Source organism: Rhodococcus sp. T2V (genome assembly GCF_029269925.1).
Taxonomy (GTDB): domain Bacteria; phylum Actinomycetota; class Actinomycetes; order Mycobacteriales; family Mycobacteriaceae; genus Rhodococcus_F; species Rhodococcus_F koreensis.
The window spans coordinates 1-21,270 of sequence record NZ_JARJBD010000131.1 but is presented as its reverse complement, the minus strand read 5'-3'; the positions used below and the strand labels follow the sequence as shown (position 1 = coordinate 21,270).

The window sequence follows — 21,270 nt, the reverse complement described above, 5'->3', positions numbered from 1 at the left end:
GTGGGGCGAACGATCTCGGGGGCACGCTGATGGAGGAGACGATCTCCCGGATGGCGGGATCCGAGCACGGATCGGAGAAGACCGTCGAAGAACTAAGGGCCATCGCCGAGGGCATCGGCCGCCCGGCCCGCGAACGCACCACCACCCACGCACGACGCGAGGGACGGTCGCCGGCCGCATGAGCGAGACGCATCGGCTGGGCGACGACACCGTCGTCGGCATCCTGGATCGCGCCGCGCGGGGCATCAACCCCGTGCTCGATCTGGCTCTCACGGATCCGTTCGGCATCAAGGGCCGGACGTTCACCCCGACAGCGGAGGAACGGGGAGCCGCCGAGGCGCTGCTCGACGGCATCGCCTGGGTGCTCGACACCGTGCGGTTCCCGGGGACGGCGTCCTGGGAGAAGGCGAGCGACGACGAGCGGGCACGGTGGTGGGTGACCCGGATCGGCGCGTTGAACACGATCGCGGTCGCGTCCCCGGGGATGTTCGGTGTGCTCCTCAACCGGCTCCCGATCCAGGACGTGCTCGGATTCGCGAATCAGGCCGTCGTGCTCGTCGCCGTGGCCCGGGAGCACGGCGTCACGAACCGGTCCGAGCAGGTGGACCTGCTGGCGTCGGTGCTCTGCCGGCGTGAGACGGACGCGTCCGCGGTGCTCGCCGGCGCGACGCCGCCATCCGCTTCGGCGGAGGGTGCATCGGTGTGGCGCCCGTTCGGACTGATCGGCGCGCTGTGGCGCACCGCGGGCACGGTGCGGGCGCTCAGTGACGAACTCGACAAGCGCCCGCAACCGGGCGGGACCTACGCGCTGCTGGGGAACATCCCGGTGGTCGGTGTGGTGGCCGGGTATCTCGGCGAACGGGGTGCGCTGGTGAGAGCCGTGAAACAGGCCGAGAAACGGATCGCGGACCGGGCGTCGCTGCCCGCGGCGGTCCGCCGGGTCAGGTAACCCTCACCGCAGAGGGGTCCGCCGGGCAGGCGATAATGATTTCTTCCGCGAGGTGCAACCGGCCCGTACCTCGCGCCTACTCGTGTCAGAAAGGCAGGGAGAGCGGCAGTGCCCTACACGATTGCTGAACCGTGCGTGGATGTGCTGGACAAGGCGTGTATCGAGGAATGCCCTGTCGACTGCATCTACGAGGGCGGGCGGATGCTCTACATCCATCCGGACGAATGCGTGGACTGCGGCGCCTGTGAACCCGTCTGCCCCGTCGAAGCCATCTTCTACGAAGACGACGTCCCGGACCAGTGGAACGGCTACATTGCCGCGAACGTCGACTTCTTCGACGACCTCGGTTCCCCCGGCGGAGCGGCGAAGCTGGGCAAGGTCGACTACGACCCGCCGTTCGTCAAGGCGCTGCCCCCCATGGGCGAGGACTAGAGGTGCCTCGTATCCCGGTAGCCGCAGCACTTCCCGACTTTCCGTGGGACTCGCTCGAGTCGGCGAAGGCGAAGGCCTTCGCCCACCCGGGTGGCATCGTCAACCTGTCAGTGGGAACCCCGGTCGATCCGGTGGCCCCGATCATCCAGGAGGCGCTGACCGCGGTCGCCGCGGTTCCGGGATATCCGACGACGCACGGTACGGACGAACTCCGCACCGCCGCGGTCGAGGCGCTGCGCCGTCGCTACGGAATCACCGGCATCGACCCGGCGGCGGTGCTGCCCGCGATCGGCACGAAGGAGCTCATCGCCTGGCTGCCACGCCTTCTCGGGCTCGGCGCCGACGACCTCGTGGTCATTCCGGAACTCGCGTACCCCACCTACGAGGTGGGTGCGCTCCTCGCGGGTGCGCGGGTGATCCGCGCCGACGGTCTGAACCGTCTCGGTCCCGAGGGCGCGTCGCTGATCTTCGTGAACTCGCCGTCCAATCCCACCGGCAAGGTGCTCGGCCTCGACCACCTGCGGAAGGTGGTCGACTGGGCGCGCAGCCGGGGCGCCATCGTGGCGTCCGACGAGTGCTACCTGGGGTTGACCTGGGAAGGGGAGGCCCTCTCCATCCTCGACGAGCGGGTGAACGACGGCGATCTCACCGGTCTCCTCGCGGTGCACTCGCTGTCGAAGACGTCCAACCTCGCGAGCTACCGCGCGGGCTTCGTCACCGGTGACCCGGCATTGGTTGCCGAACTCCTCGAGGTCCGCAAGCACGCGGGCATGATGGTGCCGTTGCCGATCCAGTCGGCGATGACCGCCGCGCTCAGCGACGACGACCACGAGAACGAGCAGCGTGAGCGGTACCGCCGTCGCCGCGAGATCCTTCTCGCCGCGGTGCGCGGCGCCGGATTCACCGTCGACGATTCCGAGGCCGGGCTGTACCTGTGGGCGACCCGCGGCGAAGCCTGCCGGGACACCGTCGAGTGGTTCGCCGAGCGGGGCATTCTCGTGGCGCCGGGGGAGTTCTACGGTCCCGGCGGCGGCACCCATGTGCGGATCGCCCTCACGGCCGACGACGAACGCATCGCGGCCGCAGCGGAACGACTGGCCTGACCCGAGTCGGCCCGGCCGGAACGGTCGCGGTGAAAGTATGGTGCCGTGACCCTCGACGACGTCGCCGACGAACTGTACGGCCTCGACCCCGGTGAGTTCGTCGAGGCGCGCACGGCGCAGGTGACGGCCGCGCGGGACAACAAGGACCGCGCACTGGCCACCGAGATCGGGAAACTGCGGAAGCCGACGGTCGTCGGCTGGCTCGTCAACCTGCTCGCCCGCGAACTTCCCGACGAGGTGGGTGCGCTCCTCGCCCTCGGCGACGCCCTCCGCGATGCGCAACGGCACCTGTCCGGCCCGGACCTTCGGCGGCTGACGACGCAGCGGCAGCAGGTGGTCCGGGCGTTGGCGCGCAAGGCGGGTGCGCTCGCCGCCGACCGGGGCCGGACCGTCGGCGAGGACGCGCTGCGCGATGTCGGCCAGACGCTGCACGCCGCGCTCGCCGACGCCGAGACCGCCGAGCAGGTGCGGCGCGGCCGGGTGGTGACGGCGGCGACCTACAGCGGTTTCGGTCCTGCCGGACTCACCGTCGTCCAGGGAAAGACGGCAAAGAAGCAGCCGAAGTCCGAGCCCGCCTCCACGCCGCCGGCCGAAAAGCCGAAGAAGTCGCAGGAGCCTGATCTCGACGCCGAACGCGCGGCGGCCGAGGCGGAACTGGCGGATGCCACGTCCGGGGCCGACGAGATCCGCGGCGCGCTGGACGACGCGAACACCGAACTCGGGCAGGCGCGATCCACGCTGACCGAGGTCGACCACCGGATCGAGGAACTGCGCGCCGAACTCGAACACGCCGAGCAGGAGCGGCAGTTCACCCGGAACGCGGAGAAGGCCTCGGCGGAGGCGGTGCGCCGGGGAGAACGCGAACTGGAGGCGGCGGAGCGGCGGGTCGAGAAGGCCCGCCGCGCACTCGACGATCTCGGCTGAGAAGAGTCCCGGAAACCTTGACCTCGAGCACAGTTCAGGTTTTAGCCTGGCCTCATGTCCTTCACCGAGCAGGAACTCGACTATCTGGCATCACAGCGCATCGGCAGGCTCGCCACGGTGCAGCCGGGCGGAACCTTGCAGGTCAGTCCCGTCGGCTTCCACTACAACCCCGACACGTCCACGATCGACATCCAGGGCTACAACATGGCGGCGAGCCGCAAGTTCCGCAACGTGGCCGACAACGGGAAGGTGGCGTTCGTCGTCGACGACGTGCCGTCCGTCGACCCGTGGCGGGTCCGCTGCGTCGAAATCCGCGGGCGCGCCGAGGCCCTCGACGCCGACGCCGCCCAGGCGGACGGTCTCGGCGGCCCGACCATCCGCATCCGCCCGGAACGCATCATCAGCTTCGGGCTCGGCGCCACCGACCTGGACGCCCACCAGCTGGTCGCGAACGCGCGCGACGTGCAGAGCTAAGCGATGTCCGGGCGGTAGCCGGCCGAGAGCACGGCGACGGTGGACGGCGGCGTCAGGACGGTGGCGGTGCCGGTCGGCCGGTTCGACGGCGTCCCGTATCCCTCGGCCGACCACGGGACGACGGTGTCGTCGAGCACGACCGCAGGTCCGTCGTCGAACAGCACGAAGGCGCCGCGGGGCAACGACGGCCACGCGGCCCGGTGCGTTCGCTGACGGGACCCGTCCAGTCGTTCCCCATGCAACCGGGCGTCCATCTCGTCGGCGCTCGGCAGGCCGCCCCCGTTCGCGGACCGCCACGCGGCGCGAAAGTCGTTGTACCGCTCGCGCCTGCAGAGGGCGCACGGCCGGTGCCCGGCGGCCAGCGCCACCGCCTCGTCGTGGAAGAACAGCACCGTGTAGTGGCCCTCGCTCCACTGCGGGACCGTGCGCGCCGGGTAGTCGGTGACGCAGACGATCCACCGTGTGCCGGAATGGTTGCGCACCACGGAGTGCCCGCGGTGCAGGCAGCCCCGATTGCCCATGAACCGGCCGCGCAGTGGAATCGCGACGATGTCGGATCGGGGTGACACGCGGTTCCGTTCGGCCATGCGCCGATGCTAGCCACCCCGTCGGCGCGTCAAAACCGGATGGGTACCCCCATACAGAGCTAACCTGGGCTCGAGGGTTCCGTTCGGACGGGTGTCCCCGCCCGGCCGCGGTTCCCAGTTCCTCACACGATCTGAGGGCAGGAGGCAGGCAGCATGGACGCCATCACCCAGGTTCCGGTGCCCACCAACGAGCCGGTCCACACGTACGCGCCGGGCAGTCCCGAACGTTCCCGAGTGCAATCCGCGCTCACCGACATCGCCACCAATCCCGTCGACATCCCGCACGTGATCGGTGGCAAACACCGTCATGGCAACGGCGACCGCGTCGACGTCGTGCAACCCCATCGGCACGCCGCCGTGCTCGGCACGCTGCGCAGCGCCACCCACGACGACGCGTCGGCGGCGATCGAGGCGGCCACGGCCGCGGCCCCGGACTGGCGGGCGCTGTCGTTCGACGACCGGGCGGCCGTGATCCTGCGTGCCGCCGACCTGCTGTCCGGGCCGTGGCGCGAGACGCTCGCCGCGGCGACGATGCTCGGGCAGTCGAAGTCGGTCCAGCAGGCGGAGATCGACGCGCCGTGCGAGCTGATCGACTTCTGGCGCTTCAACGTTCACTTCGCCCGCCAGATCCTCGCCGACCAGCCGATCTCCTCGCCCGGTGTGTGGAATCGGCTCGAATACCGTCCGCTCGAGGGCTTCGTCTACGCCATCACTCCGTTCAACTTCAGCGCGATCGCCGGCAATCTGCCGACCGCGCCCGCGCTGATGGGCAACACGGTGATCTGGAAGCCGTCGTCGACGCAGACCGTCGCCGCGTACTGGACGATCAAACTGCTCGAAGCGGCGGGCATGCCCCCGGGCGTGATCAATCTGCTCACCGGCAGCGGGCAGGCGGTGTCGGAGGTGCTGCTGAGCGACCCCGGGCTCGCAGGAATCCACTTCACGGGTTCGACCCGCACGTTCCAGCACCTCTGGAGCGAGGTGGGCGCGAACATCGGGAAGTACGCAGGCTACCCCCGGCTGGTGGGGGAGACCGGCGGCAAGGACTTCGTGGTCGCGCACGCCTCGGCCGACGAGGACGTGCTGCGGACGGCGCTGATCCGCGGCGCATTCGAATACCAGGGCCAGAAGTGTTCCGCCGCCTCCCGGGCCTACGTCCCGAAGTCGCTGTGGCGGCGGATGCGGGACACGTTCACCGCGGAAGTCGACGCCCTCACCTACGGGGACGTGACCGACCTGGAGAACTTCGGTGGGGCCCTCATCGACCGGCGCGCCTATGACAAGAACGTCGCTGCCATCGAGCGCGCCCGCGGCGCGGCCGGCCTCGAGATCGCCGTCGGCGGCAAGTACGACGACAGCGTCGGGTACTTCGTCCGTCCCACCGTGCTCCTCGCGGACGACCCTGCCGACGAGGCGATGACCACCGAGTACTTCGGCCCGATCCTGACGGTGCACGTGTACGACGACTCGGCCCCGAACGCGTTCACCGACGTGCTCGCCGAGGTCGACTCGGCGGCCCCGTACGCGCTGACCGGTGCGGTGATCGCCGACGACCGGCAGGCCGTCGAGCAGGCGACGTCGGCTCTGCGGTTCACCGCCGGAAACTTCTACGTCAACGACAAGCCGACCGGTGCCGTCGTCGGGCAGCAACCGTTCGGCGGGGCCCGCGCGTCCGGCACCAACGACAAGGCCGGGTCCAAACTCAACCTGCTGCGCTGGGTGTCGGCCCGCACCGTCAAGGAGACGTTCGTCCCCGCCACCGATTACCGATATCCGCACATGGGGTCGGAATGAAAGCGCCGACGGTTCTGGCGAATCCGCTCCGCCCGGCGATCCTCGCGGCGGCCCGGTCGTCGCGCGTCAAACGCGCCGTCACCGGCGCCCCGGTCACCCGGAAACTGGTCGACCGCTTCGTGGCAGGCGAGAGCCGGGAGTCGGCACTGGCGTCCGTTCGGGAGATCCTCGATTCGGGCCGGTCGGTGTCGATCGACTTCCTCGGTGAGGACACCCGTGACGCGGCGGGCGCGCAGGTGACGGTCGACGAGTACCTGGCGCTCGTCGCCGATCTCGGTGCCCTGCCGGAGGCGGCGGACAGGACGTCGGGGGTCCGCAGGCTTGAAGTGTCGATGAAGTTGTCGGCGCTCGGGCAGGCGCTCGCCGGCGACGGCACACGGATCGCCACCGACAACGCCCGCACGATCTGCGCCGCCGCGGACGCAGCGGCCGTGTGGGTGACCGTGGACGCCGAGGACCACACGACCACCGATTCGACGCTCGCGATCGTCCGCGAACTCCGCACCGACTTCCCCTGGCTCGGTGCCGTGGTGCAGTCGTATCTGCGCCGCACCGAGGACGACTGCCGAGCCCTCGCAGGACCGGGTTCGCGGGTCCGGCTCTGCAAGGGGGCGTACCGGGAACCCGAGTCCGTGGCATTCAAGGACCGCGCCGCCGTGGACGCCTCGTATCTGCGTTGCCTGACGATCCTCATGGAGGGCGGCGGGTACCCGATGGTGGCCTCGCACGACCCGGCCGTCATCGACGCGGTCGCCCCGCTGGTCGGGCGCACCGGCCGCGCCGCGGACGCCTACGAGCACCAGATGCTGTTCGGGATCCGGGACGTCGAGCAGCGTCGGCTCGCTAACCAGGACAAGCAGGTTCGGGTGTACGTTCCGTACGGAAGCCAGTGGTACGCGTACTTCATGCGGCGACTGGCCGAGCGTCCCTCGAACCTGCGCTTCTTCCTGCGCTCGGTGGTCACCAAGGACTGACCGGCGCGGGCCGCTGACCGGTTCCGGTGCGGGTGCGTCGTTGTAGAGTTTCGCGGTGACGACTTCAGGCGCGGGATGGATCGGCGCGGTCCTCTTCGCCGTCGTTCTCGTTCTCGCCTCGCTGCTCGCATCGGTGCAGATCGGCGAGGGGCGCATCGGCGAGATACGGCTCACCCGTCCGCCGCGCACCGCGGTGGTGCTGTGGTTGCTGATCGCCGTGCCGTCACTGCTGCAGATCGTCGTTCCCGCCGTCCTCGACGCCCTCGAGCGTGACCCGGACCAGATCCGGGACCATCAGTGGTGGCGGATCTTCACGTCGGTCGCGGTGCAGGACGGGGGAGTGGCCGGAACCGTGGTGAACCTGCTCGTCCTCGCGTGGGTGGCGCCGCTCGCGGTGCGGGTGTGGGGTGGGGTCCGGGCGGTACTGCTGTTCGTGGCGAGCCAGATCATCTTCGGCCTGTTCACCGCGTTCCTGTTTCCGTCGCCCGGAGCGGGCAATTCGGGCGCCACGCTCGCGCTGGCCGCGTCGTTCGCGGGATTGGTGGTGATGCAGTCCAAGGAGTGGCGGGTCCTCGCCGCGAGCGGGGGCATCGTGCTCGCCGGGGTCCTGCTGGTGGTGGTCGACGACGCCCACGGGCTGGCCGTCCTGACCGGGGCCCTGCTGGGTGCGGCACTCGCCACCGTCAGTCCGCCTCCGGGAGACCCACCGGACCGCCTCCGGGCCCTGTGAGAAGCTGTCGATGTGCTGCTGCGATCTCTGAATCCTCTGGCCGTCGCCCAGGGCGACGACATTCCCGACGCCGTCCGGATCGGCGACACCACCCTGTCGCGCGGCGACGTGCTCGGCGCGGCGACGTCCGTGGCCGAACGGGTGGCACGCGCGGATCGGGTCGCGATTCTCGCCACCCCCACCGTGACCACGGTCCTCGCCGTCGTGGGCTGCCTCATCGCGGGTGTGACCGCGGTGCCGGTGCCGCCCGATTCCGGACCCGCCGAACTCGAGCACATCCTGCGCGATTCCGGTGCGCAGGCGTGGCTCGGTGAGGCGCCGGCGGACGCTGCGGGCCTGCCCGTCGTGCCGGTGCGTGTCCACGCCCGGTCGTGGCACAGCTACCCCGAACCGCCCGAGTCGAGCATCGCGTTCGTGCTCTACACGTCCGGTACGACGGGACCGCCCAAGGGGGTCCTGATCAGCAGGAGGGCCATTGCGGCCGGTCTCGACGCCCTTGCGGACGCCTGGCAGTGGACCCGCAACGACACACTGGTGCAAGGGCTTCCGCTGTTCCACATCCACGGGCTCATCCTCGGTGTGCTGGGACCGTTGCGGATCGGCAGCGGGCTCGTCCACACGGTCAAACCCACCCCGGCGGCCTACGCCGCGGCACGGGGAACGATGTACTTCGGTGTCCCCACGGTGTGGAGTCGTATCGCCGGCGACCCCGAGTCGGCGCGGGCGCTGTCGGGTGCGCGACTGCTGGTGTCGGGGAGCGCCCCGCTGCCCGTCCCGGTGTTCGAAAAGGTGCAGGAGCTGACCGGGCTCGCACTCGTCGAGCGGTACGGCATGAGCGAGACGATGCTCACGCTCAGCACCCGGGCCGACGGCGAACGTCGTCCGGGGTGGGTCGGTGTGCCGGTCCGCGGCGTCGAGACCCGGCTGCGCGACGAGCGCGGCGGCGACGTCCCCCACGACGGCGAATCCATCGGCGGTCTGCAGGTGCGGGGGCCCATGCTGTTCGACGGCTACCTCGGCAGGCCCGACGCGACCGCCGAATCGTTCACGGACGACGGCTTCTTCAAGACCGGCGACGTCGCCGTCATCGACCCGGGCGGGTTCCACCGCATCGTCGGCCGCGAATCCACGGACCTGATCAAATCGGGTGGATTCCGCGTCGGGGCCGGCGAGGTGGAGACGTCCCTCCTCGGCCACCCCAGCGTGCGGGAGGCGGCGGTCGTCGGCCTCCCCGACCCGGACCTCGGTCAGCGGCTCGTGGCGTTCGTGGTGGGGGACGACGTGTCGGAGGCCGCGCTGATCGATCACGTGGCCACCGAACTGTCGGTGCACAAGCGGCCCCGCGAGATTCGCGTCGTCGAGTCGCTTCCCCGCAATGCGATGGGCAAGGTGCAGAAGAAGCAGCTGTTGTGAAATCGGTAAGGTGGCGGGCGATACCGGCCCAACACGGATTGGCAGGCGCACAGTGAGTGTCGAGAGCATCGTTCAGAGCACCCGGATCGTTCTCGCCTCCCGGCCGGACGGCGCGCCCACCGCCGACAACTTCCGGCTCGAGGCGGTGAATCTCCCCGACCCCGCCGAAGGCCAGGTGCTGATCCGCGTCATCTACCTGTCGCTCGACCCGTACATGCGCGGCCGGATGAGTGCCGCCGAGTCGTACGCCGACCCGGTCGAGATCGACGAGGTCATGGTCGGTGGCACCGTCGCGCAGGTCGTCGACTCCCGGCACCCGGATTTCGCGACCGGTGACTACGTTCTCGGGTACGCGGGATGGCAGTCGCACGCCGTGGTCGACGGCAACCACCTCCGCGCACTCGACCGCGACGCCGCGCCGCTGTCGACCGCGGTCGGAGTGCTCGGCATGCCCGGCTTCACCGCGTACTCCGGCCTGCTGAAGATCGGGCAACCGAAGGCGGGCGAGACGGTGGTCGTCGCGGCGGCCAGCGGTCCGGTCGGCTCGGCCGTGGGACAGATCGCGAAACGGAAGGGCGCCCGGGCCGTCGGCATCGCGGGCGGACCGGAGAAGTGCGCCTACCTGCTGGACGAACTCGGATTCGACGCCGCCGTCGACCACCGGTCTCCGAACTTCGCCGAGGAACTGCGCGCCGCGTGCCCCGACGGCATCGACGTCTACTTCGAGAACGTCGGCGGTGCGGTGGCCGCGGCGGTGCTGCCGCTGCTCAACCTGTACGCGCGCGTTCCCGTGTGCGGCCTGATCGCGCAGTACAACGACACCGAGGCACCCGAGGGGCCGGATCGGCTGCCCGGGTTCTTTTCCCGGGTGCTCGTCAAGAGCCTCACCATCCGCGGGTTCATCCAGAGCGAGTTCGTCTCCGAGATGTACGCGGACTTCCAGCGCGACGTGTCCGAGTGGATCCGGGAGGGCCGACTCGCCTACCGCGAGGACATCGTCGACGGGCTCGAGAATGCGCCCGCGGCGTTCATCGGGCTCCTCCGGGGCAGCAACTTCGGCAAGCTGGTCGTCCGGGTCGCCGAGGAGAACTGACCGACCATCGGCTGTGGTGCCGGTATTCGCCCTGGACAGGGCGCTGTCGTGATAGAACGGTGACAGAAGCGGACCCTCGTTATGTGTGCGTGATGTCGATGATGCGGGAGTTCGGTGTCATCCACACAGGGAAGCGGTCAGATCTATGACGAATCACAGTCCGGGGGCGGGTTCGCAGATCCTCGTCGACGGCAGGCCCGCGTCCGCCCCGCTGCGCGACACGCTGACCGTCGCGCAGAAACTGGTCCGCCACTTCGCCGACAACGTCACCCCGTGCGGTTCGCTGCCCGGTGAACAACTGCAGAGCGACGTCATGGATTTTACGATCGTCTGCCTCGGTCTCGGCATCCAGATGCTCGACGAGGGCATCAGCCCGACGGACGAGGACCTCGCGGAGGTGCGCAACAGTTCCGCGCGCTGGGCCCGTGAGGGGTTCCCGCTGAAACTCGTGCTCCGCATCCTCCACGAAGGCATCCGCGAGGCCGGCGACCTCGTCGCCTCGAACGCCCGCGAGGAAGACCTGCCCGAACTCCTGGTCATCCAGAAGGTGATGTTCACCCTCCTCGAATGCGTGACGGTCGCCGCCACGACCAGCTACGTGGAGGAACTCGAAGCGGTCAACAGCGAACGCGACGGCGCCGCAGTCAATCTCGTCACGGCGCTGCTCAGCGGCCGAAAGGCGGCGACGGCGGCCCGGCATGCGGGGGTGGAGCTGGCCGACGAGTACGTGGTGCTGGGGCTGTCGATTCCGTCGCATCCCACCGAGGCCGTGACCCACCGGCGCAAGGCCGTCGTCGCCCGGCAGAAGCTGCGCCGGTTGCAGATCGAGCTGGCGGACGCCGCGGGTGGGGCGGCGCTCTGTTCGCTGAGCCCGGACGGCGGAACGCTGTTGCTTCCGGGCTCGCCGGAGCGGGCGTGGATGGTCTCCCTGCTCGACCGGATCGGAGCGGCCGCCGGGGTTCCCCTCACCGCCACGGCGACCCGGGTCCGGACTGCCGGTATCCCCGCGGCGGCGGACCAGGTCCACGAACTCCTCGGTCTCGCCCATCAGCTGGCCCTGGAGCCGGGCCTCTACGAGATGGACGATCTGGCGCTCGAATACCAGCTCACCCGGCCGGGGCCGGGCAGGACCCATCTGGCTCGGCTCCTCGAACCGTTGCAGGGCTCGCCCGAACTGATCGAGACGCTCGAGGTGCACATCGGCCACGATCTGAATCGGCAGCGCACCGCGAAGCAGATGCACCTGCACACCAACACGGTGGACTACCGGCTCAAACGGGTGGCGCAGCTGACGGGCTGCGATCCGACCCGGCCCTCCGGGCTCCGGCGGATCCAGGCCGCGCTCGTGGCAAGCCGACTCGAGGTCGAGCAATCCGATCGCTGACCGGTCCGCTCGCGCGGCTGGACGGATCATCCCCGTCACCAGCACAAAGTCGTACCACGCACCGTTCGCTACGATGTGGCCCGGATGATATTCGGTCCGGTGCGACGGTGGTCGTCTCGTGACCGAACTGTTAGAGGGGGCAGGCGATGGCCGGAGGGCGTCATTCGAGCGCGGGGCCGGAGCGGGAGGGGCGCTCACCCACCTTCTACGCGGTGTGCGCTGCCGCCGTGATCGGGCTCGTGGCCTCCGTTGTGGTCGTCGTTCAGGCGGTGCGCTCCTGGGCGGACGAGTGCGAGCAGGTCACCGACTACACCCTCGCCGCCGACCCGAGCATCGCTCCCGCCCTTGCCGGCATCCTCGGCGAAGCGAAGAGCACCGACCTGGGTTGCGCGAACATCGTCGTCGACGCCGCGACGTCCGGCGATATCGCGGGACGGCTCGGCAAGGGAACCGGCGCCCCGGATCTGTGGATCCCCGACAGCGGTGCCTGGGTGGGCAAGGCGGCACTCACCGCGGCCGGACCGGTCGAGGTCATGACGGGGTCGGTCGCGTCCTCGCCCGTCGTGCTGGCCTCCCGCGAGGAGGACGCCCCCACGTCGCCGACGTGGCTCGCCGCCCTGCAGATCAAGGACATCCAGTTGGGTAACCCCCTCGTGACGGGGGTCGCGCAGGCGCCGATCAACGCGGCACTCGCCGAGGGCCAGGCCGACCCCGTGTCCGCGGGGACGGTGCGGGCCGCGCTGGTTCCGCTCGCGCAGGAGGAAAGCGCGCGCACCGCGGACGAACCCGTCGGCGAGGAGATGCTCCAGGGTGTCGTCGACAACGGTGGCGTCGCCGTCGCCACCGAACAGTCCGTGCTCGAATTCACCGACGGTGACGGCGCCCGCACGCTCGCCGCGACGGTGCCCCCGACGGGCAGCAACTTCATGAACTTCCCGCTCGTCGTCACGTCGCCTGCCCCGGACCGGCACTACAAGGCCACCCAGGTGGCACGTGCCGTCGCCGCGGTGCTCGGCGGCGAGGAGGCCAGCGCGGTGCTCGCCGAGCACGGATTCCGCGGCCCGGACGGAAGTCCACCGGCCGACGGCCGCGGCGTCGGCCGGGTCACCAAGCTCGCGCTCGACGACGAGTCGCCGTTGCAGGACGCCCTGGGCGGGTGGGCGTTGATGGCACTGCCGATCCGCACACTCGTCGCGATCGACGTGTCGGGGTCGATGGAGACCCCGGCCGGCGACCGGTCGCGCATGGATCTGACGGTCGATGCCGCCCTCGCAGGCAACGCGATGTTCCCGGACAGCGTGTCCGCCGGGTTGTGGGCGTTCTCGCAGGGGCTCGGCGGGGGACCGCAGGACTACCAGGAGCTGGTCCCGATCCGCCGCTACGACACCGTGGTGGACGGACTCACGCAGCGTGCGCTGATGGCCCAGCAGGCGGGAAAGGTCGAGGGGCTGATCGGCGGCGGCACCGGCCTGTACGACACGACGCTCGCCGCGTTCCGGACGGTGCAGGACACATACGACCCGCGCGCGGTGAACAGTGTGATCATCCTGACCGACGGCGCCAACGAGGACCCGGACTCGATCACGAAGGAACAGCTCCTGAGCATCCTGGAGCGTGAGATGGACCCGGCCCGGCCCGTCATCATCGTGACCATCGGCATCACCGACGACGCCGACGCGGCCACGCTCGCCGAGATCTCGCGGGTGACCGGAGGGTCGAGCTACGTCGCGAAGGATCCCGCCGACATCGCCAACGTGTTCGTCAACGCGCTGGCCGCCCGCGGCCGCAGCTAGGCGAATTCCGTTCCGGCACAGTGTGTGCCGACAACAAGACGGTTCGGTTCGGCGGCCGGGTTCCACGTGTGGCGAGCGGAGCGGATTTTCCGGCCGGTACCCCTAGCCATCCACCTGCCGGTAGTGCTTGGGTGGAAGTGAGTGGGATCTCATTCGAGGAGCACATCATGGCCAAGCCGTTCAGAGGTGTCGTCAATCTCGATATTCGTGACTCTGTCCCGGACTGGGGACCGTACGAGCAACCGAAGGCCCCGCCAGGCTCACCGAACGTCCTGTACATCGTCCTCGACGACGTCGGTTTCGGGGCTTTGGGCTGTTACGGCGGGCCGATCGAGACGCCGAACATCGACAAGATCGCCGCCAACGGGCTGCGCTACGGGCAGTGGCACACCACCGCGCTGTGCTCCCCGACCCGGTCCTGCCTGCTGACCGGCCGCAATCACACCACCAACGGGATGGCCTGTATCAGTGAGGCCGCGGTCGGTTTTCCCGGCGCCAACGGACACATCCCGCCGGAGTGCGCGACCCTCGCCGAGGTCCTGGTCGAGCAGGGGTTCAGCACGGCGATGGTCGGAAAGTGGCATCTGTGTGCCGAGGACGAGATGAACCTCGCCTCCACCAAGCGCAATTGGCCCGTCGGCCGCGGCTTCGAACGCTTCTACGGCTTCCTCGGGGCGGAGACCAACCAGTGGTATCCCGATCTGGTCCACGACAACCACCCCGTGCAGCAACCGGCCACTCCGGAGGAGGGCTACCACTTCAGCGTCGACATCACCGACAAGGCCATTCAATACCTCGACGACGTCAAGGCGATCGCCCCCGACCGGCCGGTGTTCCTGTACTACGCGCCCGGCTGCGCGCACGCCCCGCACCAGGTGCCCCAGGAGTGGGCCGACCGCTACCGGGGCCGGTTCGACGACGGCTACGAGGCCTTGCGCGAGCAGACCCTGGCCCGGCAGAAGGAAATGGGCCTGGTTCCCCAGAACACCGAACTGCCCCCGCTGAACCCGATCGGGACCCCCGACACCCGCACCGGCCCCGACGGGCAACCGTTCCCGCCGCTCGACGTCACCCGACCCTGGGACACCCTCTCCGACGACGAGAAGCGCCTGTTCGCCCGAATGGCCGAGGTGTACGCGGGGTTCCTGTCTCACTGCGACGACCAGATCGGGCGCCTGATGGGCTACCTCGAGGAGATCGAACAGCTCGACAACACCATTGTCATGCTGGTCTCCGACAACGGCGCCAGCGGTGAGGGCGGCCCCAACGGGTCGGTCAACGAGAACAAGGTCGCCAACAGTGTGCCGGACGACCTGGCCGAGAACATGAAGATGCTCGACGAGCTCGGCAGCACCAGAACCTACAACCACTACCCGAACGGGTGGGCGATGGGCTTCAACGCCCCGTTCAAGATGTGGAAGAGGTATTCGTTCAACGGCGGCACCTGCGACCCGTGCATCATTTCGTGGCCCGCCGGGATCGCCGCCCGTGGCGAGACCCGCGACCAATACCACCACGCCATCGATCTCGTCCCGACCGTGCTGGACTGCATGGGGATCGAACTGCCCGACACCGTGAAGGGGTACACCCAGCACCCGCTGCAGGGGGTGAGCATGCGGTACAGCTTCGATGCGGCCACCATTCCGACGGCGAAGCACACCCAGTTCTACTCGATGCTCGGGACCCGGGGCATCTGGCACGACGGTTGGAAGGCCGTGAGCACCCATCCGGCGATCAGTGGCTGGGGCCGGTTCCCCGAGGACTCGTGGGAGCTCTACCACACCGACGTCGACCGCGCCGAGCTGCGGGACCTCGCCGCTGAGGAGCCCGGGCGGCTCGCCGAGCTGATCGGGCTGTGGTTCCACGAGGCCGGCGCGAACCAGGCGCTGCCCCTCGACGACCGCTCGGCGGTCGAGATCTTCACCACCCCCCGCCCTCAGCTCGCGGCGCCGCGCAACCGCTACGTCTACCGGGCGGGCGGTGCCGAGGTGCCCGAGTCGGTGGCGGTCAACATCCGAAACCGCTCCTACTCGATCGGCGCGCTGGTCGATCTCCGCGAACCCGGGGCGTCCGGTGTGCTGTTCGCGCACGGCAGCCGCTTCGGTGGGCACGCCCTGTACGTCAAGGACGACCGCCTGCATTACGTCTACAACTTCCTCGGCAGCGAGGAACAGCGAATCAGCGCCACTGAGGATCTGCCGACCGGCGAGAACCTGCTCCTGGCCGCCTCGTTCGACAAGGACGGTGAGGATCCGCCCGGTACCGCCCACGGGGTGCTGACCCTGTACTACGGGGACCGCCAGGTCGGCGAGGGCAGGATCCGAACTCAACCCGGCAAGTTCAGCATCGCCGGCGAGGGCCTCAGCGCCGGCCGCGACACCGGGGAACCCGTCACCGACGACTATCCCGGCACCGCGCCGTGGGCATTCACCGGCGGCACCCTGAACCGGGTGGCAGTCGACGTCAGCGGTGAACCCTACGTCGACCTCGAACGCGAAGCAGCCGCCATGCTCTCGCGCGAGTGAGAGCAGGGCGCCTCGACGGAGTCACCACTCCCTGACCAGGTCGGATGACTCCTGTTCCCGGCCGGCGGATCGGCGCACGCTCGGCTGTTATGGCGGTGAAGAAGCGAAACTCGAGAGCGCAGCGGCGTAAAATTTCCGGGACAGAGCGCTGTCGCCGCCGGGCGAAATCCCTACCGCCGTTCGGGAGGGCACATCATGGTCGCGATGAACTCGTTTCGGGTTTCGTCCGCCCAGGAGGCGCTCTGGCTGGCGCAGAGGTTGGCGCCTGGCCTTTCGAACAATATTGCAGCGTATCTCGATATTTCCGGTGACATCGACCCTCCGGTGATGGAAGCCGCGCTGCGGCGAGTGGCGGAAGAGGCCCGTTCGGTACTGGTGAATTTCGTCGAGGACGGAGACGGCCCACGCCAGGTGGCGCGGGATTCGAACGCGTGGAAACCGTTCTTCGTCGATGTCAGTGCTGCGGAAGACCCCGAATCGGCGGCGAAAGCGTCGATGGCAGAGGTCTGCGCCGTGCCCTTCGATCTGGAACACGATGCGCTGTATCGAGCAGGCTTGATCAAGGTTCACGGCGCGCGATTCTTCCTGTGCGCCGTGTGCCACCACATCGTGATGGACGGGTTCGGCGTCGCGATTCTCGCGCGTCGAATCGGTGAAATCTACACAGCGCTGAAGGCGGGACGACCGATCCCCGAATCCGGATTCGGCGGACCGGGACTGATTGCCGACGAAGATGCGCGTTACCGGCAGTCCGATCGATTCGCCCGCGACAAGGAGTTCTGGCGAAACTACACCGCTGCCTTGCCCGAACCACTGCGACTGCCACGGCATCCGAGTTCGCCGGTTCCCGTCACTGTGCACCACAGCCTGACGGTGTCGGACGATGAGACCGCGCAATTGCTCACGGCGGCAGAATCGATCGGGACACCGGTGCCGGGCTTCCTGGCGGCAGCGGTAGCCGGACTCTTCCACCGGCTGTCGGGTACGTCGGAATTCATGATGCGATTGGCCGTCGCCAATCGGGTCGGTGCCGCCCGGCGAACCCCCGGGCTGGTATCGAATTGGGTGCCCTTCCGGGTGGAGATCCCCCCGCGGTCGCTTTTCGCCACAGTCGCACACGACGTAGGTACCGCGATTCGTTCCGTTTTGCGTCATTCCCGTTACCAGGGTTCTGATATAAGACGAGACAGAGGATTGTCCGGATCCATGGAGAATCGGTTCGGTCCGATTCTGAACATCATCCCGTTCTTCGATTCGATCGACTTTGCCGGTAACCCGGCATCCATGCGCGGCGTGTCGTTCGGCCCCGTGGACGACCTTTCGATGTCGATCTACTACGGCGGTCGCAACAGTGCAGGCATGCACATCGAGATCGACGCGAATGGCGCGCTGTACAGCAGTGAGGACGTCGGGCTCTATGCGGATCTGCTGATGGCTTTCGTTCGTGCGGTCGTCGCCGATCCGGCAGGCCGGACAGAGCAATACGACTTCCTCCGACCCACCGAACGCGAACTGGTACTGCGGACCTGGAACGACACGACGGTACCGGTTCCCCAGGCCACTCTTCCCGGCCTGGTCGAACAGCGGGCCGCCGCGACACCCGACGCGGTGGCGCTGACTCTCGGCGATCGGCACTGGACCTATCGAGACGTCAATGACCGGGCGAATCGGTTGGCGCGGTATCTCATCGCGTGCGGTGTGGGCCCCGAATCCCTCGTGGCCGTCGCGATGCCACGTTCGTCCGAACTGATCGTCGCACTTCTTGCGACTCTCAAGGCCGGTGGCGGATATCTTCCGATCGATCCGAACTATCCCAGCGCGCGAACCGCTTTCATTCTCACCGATGCCGCACCCCTCCTGGTCCTGACCGACACCGCGACCGCCGCATCGTTGCCGGACAACGACATTCCTTGTCTCGTGTTGGACCCGGACGACGCCGGCACCGAGGAAATCTCAGCGGTGACCAACCTTGCCGACGACGAGCGGATCGCCCCGCTGAGACCCTTCAACACCGCGTACGTCATGTACACATCCGGTTCGACCGGCGCCCCGAAAGGGGTTGTCATCACCCACCGCAACGTGGTGTCGTTGTTTGCCGGGACCGATCGGTGGGGCGGTTTCGATGATGGGGATGTGTGGGCCTGGTGTCATTCACAGGCCTTCGACTTCTCGGTGTGGGAGTTGTGGGGGGCATTGGTGCACGGCGGGCGAGTCGTGATCGTGCCCTGGGACGTGGTGCGCTCGCCCGCCGAGTTGTGGAATCTGGTGCGGCGGGAGCAGGTGACGATCCTCAATCAGACCCCCTCCGCGTTCTACGAGTTCGCAGACGCCGAACGCAGGGACCGTTCCCCTGGGTCCGATTCGGTACTGCGAATGGTGGTTTTCGGGGGAGAGGCATTGGACCCGGGCCGGCTACGCGACTGGCTCCCGGGCGAACGTCCGAACACTCCGGTTCTGGTGAACATGTACGGAATCACCGAAACCACGGTGCATGTGAGCTATCTGGAGTTGACCGCAGGCGTCGGCGACGGCGGTCGAAGCCCGATCGGGACACCGATCGGCAACGCGCGGGTGTACGTGTTGGGTCCGGGACTGGTACCGGTGCCAATCGGAGCGGCGGGGGAGTTGTACGTCGCCGGGTTCGGGGTCGGCCGAGGATATGTGGGAAGGCCGGGGCTGACGGCGGAACGGTTCGTCGCGTGCCCGTTCGGCGAATCCGGTTCGCGGATGTATCGGTCCGGCGACGTGGTGCGGTGGACGTCCGGCGGCGTGCTCGAGTTCGTCGGGCGGGCGGACGAGCAGGTACAGGTGCGGGGATTCCGGGTCGAACCGGGGGAGGTCGAGACGGCACTGATGTCGCATCCTGCGGTGGCGCAGGCGGCGGTGATCGCCCGGGAACCCGCTGCCGGAACCGACGCACAGTTGGTGGGGTATGTCGTGCTCGACAGGGGTGTCGCGCTCGTCCGTGACAGGGTGCGGGAGGCAGAGCTGGTTTCGCAGTGGCGGCGGGTGTACGACGACCTGTATTCCGGGGACGCGTCCGACGCCGGTGAGCCGCTCGGCCAGACAGCGTTCGGAGAGGATTTCGGGGGGTGGAACAGCAGCTACACCGGGAAGCCCATCGCCCTCGAGCAGATGCGGGAATGGCGCGCGGCGGCCGTCGCACGGATTCGCGAGCTCGGGCCGGCTCGGGTGCTGGAGATCGGAGTCGGAACAGGGCTGCTGCTGTCGCAGTTGGCGCCGCACTGCGAAGAGTATTGGGGCACCGACTTTTCCGCCACCACGATCGACGATCTGCGATCACAGTTGGCGGACCGGCAGGACCCGTGGGTCGAGCGGGTGCACTTGAGGGTCCAGGCCGCCGACGATCTCGGGGGTGTGCCGCGCGGCGTCTTCGACACAGTGGTGTTGAACTCGGTCGTGCAGTACTTCCCGAATGCGGGGTACCTGATCGACGTGATCGACACTGCACTGAAATTGCTGCGCCCCGGGGGCGTGCTGTTCGTCGGTGACGTGCGGAATCTTGCGTTGCTCCGGGAATTTGCGACAGGCGTCCAGATCGCCGACGCAGATGCCGACACAACCGCCATGGTGTTACGCGATCGGGTGCGCCGGAGCATTGCCGCCGAGCAGGAGTTGCTGCTCGCGCCGGAGTTCTTCACAGCGTTGCCGACGCTGCTCCCCGACATCGGCGCGGTCGACATTCAGCTCGAGCGCGTCCGGGCAGTCAACGAATTGAGCTGTTACAGATACGAAGTCGTGCTGCGCAAGAATCCCGTGAAGGCCCGGTCGCTGGCTGATGTGCCGTCGACGTCGTGGCAGCGAATCGGCGATCCCACCGCGCTGCGGAAGTTTCTGACTGGCCGCCGCGCGGACTGTGTGCGGGTGATCGGCGTACCGCACAGGGGACTGGCGCCGGATGTCGAGGCCGCACACGCTCTCGACGTTGCCGCCGACCGCGATCACATTCCCACCCGGCATGACGCGGACAGCCGGACGGACGCGATGTTGCCCCAGGACTGCCACGACTTGGGTGAGGACCTCGGGTTCGCGGTGTCGGTGACCTGGTCACCGACACCGGGGCTGATGGATGTGATATTCACCGACATCACGACCCGGCCGCACGAAAGCGCGCACGCATCAGTCGCGGTGTCCGATGTCTACCTGCCCGGGGAACCACTCGGTGACATGACCGAATACGTCAACGACCCCGGCGCAAGCAGACTGCCGTCCGAGGTTCGTCGTTTCGTGGCCGGGCGGCTGCCGGAGTTCATGGTGCCTGCGGCGGTGGTGGTGCTGGATCGGTTGCCGCTGACGGTGAACGGCAAGCTCGACCGAAAAGCGTTGCCGGCGCCGGACTTCGTCGGTGGCGTGTTCCGGGCCCCGCGGTCACGGGTGGAGGAGACGCTGGCGTCACTCTACGGTGACGTGCTCGGTCTTCCACGGGTGGGGATCGATGACAGTTTCTTCGACCTGGGTGGGCATTCGCTGTCCGCGACGCGGCTGGTGGGGTTGATCCGCAACGCGCTCGGGGTGGAGGTGCCGATCCGGGTGGTGTTCGAGTCTCCGTCGGTCGCGGAGTTGGGGCCCCGGCTGGGCTGCGCTGCGGTGGCGAGGGTGGCGTTGCTCCCGCGGGTGCGGCCGGAGAGGGTGCCGTTGTCGTTCGCGCAGGCCCGGTTGTGGTTTCTGTATCGGTTGGAGGGCCCGTCGGCGACGTACAACATTCCGGTGGCGGTGCGGTTGACCGGTGCCCTCGACGATGCGGCGGTGGCCGCCGCGGTCCGCGATGTGGTGGCTCGGCACGAGAGCCTGCGGACGGTGTTCGGTGAGGATGACGGTGTGCCGTTCCAGCGGATCCTGCCCGCGGAGGCGGCGCCGGTTCCGGTGCGCGTGGAGAAGATCGATCAGGCCGGGGCGGGGGAGGCGGTTGCGGCGGCGGCGCGGCATCGGTTCGATCTGTCCGGCGAGATTCCCATCCGGGCAACGTTGTTGGAATGCGGTTCCCGAGAGCACATCCTGGTGTTGGTGCTGCACCATATCGCGGGGGATGGGGGTTCGTTGGCGCCGTTGGCTCGGGATGTGGCGGTCGCGTATG

General features: G+C 68.6%; 16 protein-coding genes. 15 read left to right on the top strand and 1 reads right to left on the bottom strand.

Features of this window, described 5'->3' with window-relative positions; translation table 11 throughout:
* The 6 genes from P3H15_RS48840 to P3H15_RS48815 all read left to right on the top strand — a co-directional run.
* Nucleotides 1-182, top strand: a 182-nt coding sequence (locus P3H15_RS48840) for a hypothetical protein (RefSeq protein ID WP_276143937.1), incomplete at its 5' end; no start/stop codon positions are given.
* Nucleotides 179-949, top strand: a complete 771-nt coding sequence (locus P3H15_RS48835) for a hypothetical protein (RefSeq protein ID WP_276143936.1) — start codon at nucleotides 179-181, stop codon at nucleotides 947-949. The genes P3H15_RS48840 and P3H15_RS48835, both read left to right, overlap by 4 nt.
* A 108-nt stretch (nucleotides 950-1,057) precedes the next feature.
* Nucleotides 1,058-1,381: a ferredoxin gene (gene fdxA, locus P3H15_RS48830; RefSeq protein ID WP_005263360.1), complete on the top strand. Its 324-nt coding sequence runs from the start codon at nucleotides 1,058-1,060 to the stop codon at nucleotides 1,379-1,381.
* Between the two features lie 2 nt (nucleotides 1,382-1,383).
* Nucleotides 1,384-2,484, top strand: a complete 1,101-nt coding sequence (dapC, locus tag P3H15_RS48825; protein ID WP_276143935.1) for a succinyldiaminopimelate transaminase — start codon at nucleotides 1,384-1,386, stop codon at nucleotides 2,482-2,484.
* Nucleotides 2,485-2,529: 45 nt separating this feature from the next.
* Nucleotides 2,530-3,408, top strand: a complete 879-nt coding sequence (locus tag P3H15_RS48820) for a hypothetical protein (RefSeq protein ID WP_276143934.1) — start codon at nucleotides 2,530-2,532, stop codon at nucleotides 3,406-3,408.
* Nucleotides 3,409-3,462: 54 nt separating this feature from the next.
* Nucleotides 3,463-3,882 (top strand): PPOX class F420-dependent oxidoreductase, encoded by a 420-nt coding sequence (locus P3H15_RS48815; RefSeq protein WP_276143933.1) that lies wholly within the window; start codon nucleotides 3,463-3,465, stop codon nucleotides 3,880-3,882.
* On the opposite strand, the gene P3H15_RS48810 is transcribed toward P3H15_RS48815, so the two are convergent.
* Nucleotides 3,879-4,469, bottom strand: coding sequence for a hypothetical protein (locus P3H15_RS48810; RefSeq protein WP_276143932.1), 591 nt, complete (start codon nucleotides 4,467-4,469; stop codon nucleotides 3,879-3,881). The genes P3H15_RS48815 and P3H15_RS48810 overlap by 4 nt on opposite strands.
* Before the next feature lie 153 nt (nucleotides 4,470-4,622).
* Here P3H15_RS48810 and pruA point away from each other — a divergent pair, with 153 nt between their 5' ends.
* From pruA to P3H15_RS48765, 9 genes are all read left to right on the top strand, one after another.
* On the top strand, nucleotides 4,623-6,263 hold the full coding sequence (gene pruA, locus P3H15_RS48805) for an L-glutamate gamma-semialdehyde dehydrogenase (protein ID WP_276143931.1): 1,641 nt from the start codon (nucleotides 4,623-4,625) through the stop codon (nucleotides 6,261-6,263).
* Complete coding sequence (locus P3H15_RS48800) at nucleotides 6,260-7,237, top strand: proline dehydrogenase family protein (protein WP_276143930.1); 978 nt, start codon at nucleotides 6,260-6,262, stop codon at nucleotides 7,235-7,237. The genes pruA and P3H15_RS48800 overlap by 4 nt, the downstream gene beginning before the upstream one ends.
* A gap of 55 nt (nucleotides 7,238-7,292) precedes the next feature.
* A complete protein-coding gene (locus P3H15_RS48795) occupies nucleotides 7,293-7,967 on the top strand; it encodes a rhomboid family intramembrane serine protease (RefSeq protein WP_276143929.1) in 675 nt (224 codons plus the stop codon).
* Between the two features lie 12 nt (nucleotides 7,968-7,979).
* Nucleotides 7,980-9,380, top strand: a complete 1,401-nt coding sequence (locus P3H15_RS48790) for an acyl-CoA synthetase (protein WP_276143928.1) — start codon at nucleotides 7,980-7,982, stop codon at nucleotides 9,378-9,380.
* Nucleotides 9,381-9,432: 52 nt separating this feature from the next.
* The gene (locus P3H15_RS48785) at nucleotides 9,433-10,473 is read left to right on the top strand and encodes an NADP-dependent oxidoreductase (RefSeq protein ID WP_276143927.1); all 1,041 of its coding nucleotides are present in this window, start codon (nucleotides 9,433-9,435) and stop codon (nucleotides 10,471-10,473) included.
* Between the two features lie 145 nt (nucleotides 10,474-10,618).
* Nucleotides 10,619-11,857: a CdaR family transcriptional regulator gene (locus P3H15_RS48780; protein ID WP_276143926.1), complete on the top strand. Its 1,239-nt coding sequence runs from the start codon at nucleotides 10,619-10,621 to the stop codon at nucleotides 11,855-11,857.
* Nucleotides 11,858-12,003: 146 nt separating this feature from the next.
* On the top strand, nucleotides 12,004-13,650 hold the full coding sequence (locus P3H15_RS48775; protein ID WP_276143925.1) for a substrate-binding and VWA domain-containing protein: 1,647 nt from the start codon (nucleotides 12,004-12,006) through the stop codon (nucleotides 13,648-13,650).
* 167 nt (nucleotides 13,651-13,817) lie between these two features.
* Complete coding sequence (locus P3H15_RS48770; RefSeq protein WP_276143924.1) at nucleotides 13,818-16,175, top strand: arylsulfatase; 2,358 nt, start codon at nucleotides 13,818-13,820, stop codon at nucleotides 16,173-16,175.
* A gap of 204 nt (nucleotides 16,176-16,379) precedes the next feature.
* Nucleotides 16,380-21,270, top strand: a 4,891-nt coding sequence (locus P3H15_RS48765; protein WP_276143923.1) for a non-ribosomal peptide synthetase, incomplete at its 3' end; no start/stop codon positions are given.

What these genes read in the sequence shown, in the direction of transcription:
- P3H15_RS48815 (WP_276143933.1), top strand. Translation starts at nt 3,463, where the DNA reads ATGTCCTTCACCGAGCAGGAACTCGACTATCTGGCATCACAGCGCATC.
- P3H15_RS48835 (WP_276143936.1), top strand. Translation starts at nt 179, where the DNA reads ATGAGCGAGACGCATCGGCTGGGCGACGACACCGTCGTCGGCATCCTG.
- P3H15_RS48780 (WP_276143926.1), top strand. Translation starts at nt 10,619, where the DNA reads ATGACGAATCACAGTCCGGGGGCGGGTTCGCAGATCCTCGTCGACGGC.
- P3H15_RS48810 (WP_276143932.1), bottom strand. Translation starts at nt 4,469, where the DNA reads ATGGCCGAACGGAACCGCGTGTCACCCCGATCCGACATCGTCGCGATT.
- P3H15_RS48775 (WP_276143925.1), top strand. Translation starts at nt 12,004, where the DNA reads ATGGCCGGAGGGCGTCATTCGAGCGCGGGGCCGGAGCGGGAGGGGCGC.
- P3H15_RS48800 (WP_276143930.1), top strand. Translation starts at nt 6,260, where the DNA reads ATGAAAGCGCCGACGGTTCTGGCGAATCCGCTCCGCCCGGCGATCCTC.
- pruA (WP_276143931.1), top strand. Translation starts at nt 4,623, where the DNA reads ATGGACGCCATCACCCAGGTTCCGGTGCCCACCAACGAGCCGGTCCAC.
- P3H15_RS48770 (WP_276143924.1), top strand. Translation starts at nt 13,818, where the DNA reads ATGGCCAAGCCGTTCAGAGGTGTCGTCAATCTCGATATTCGTGACTCT.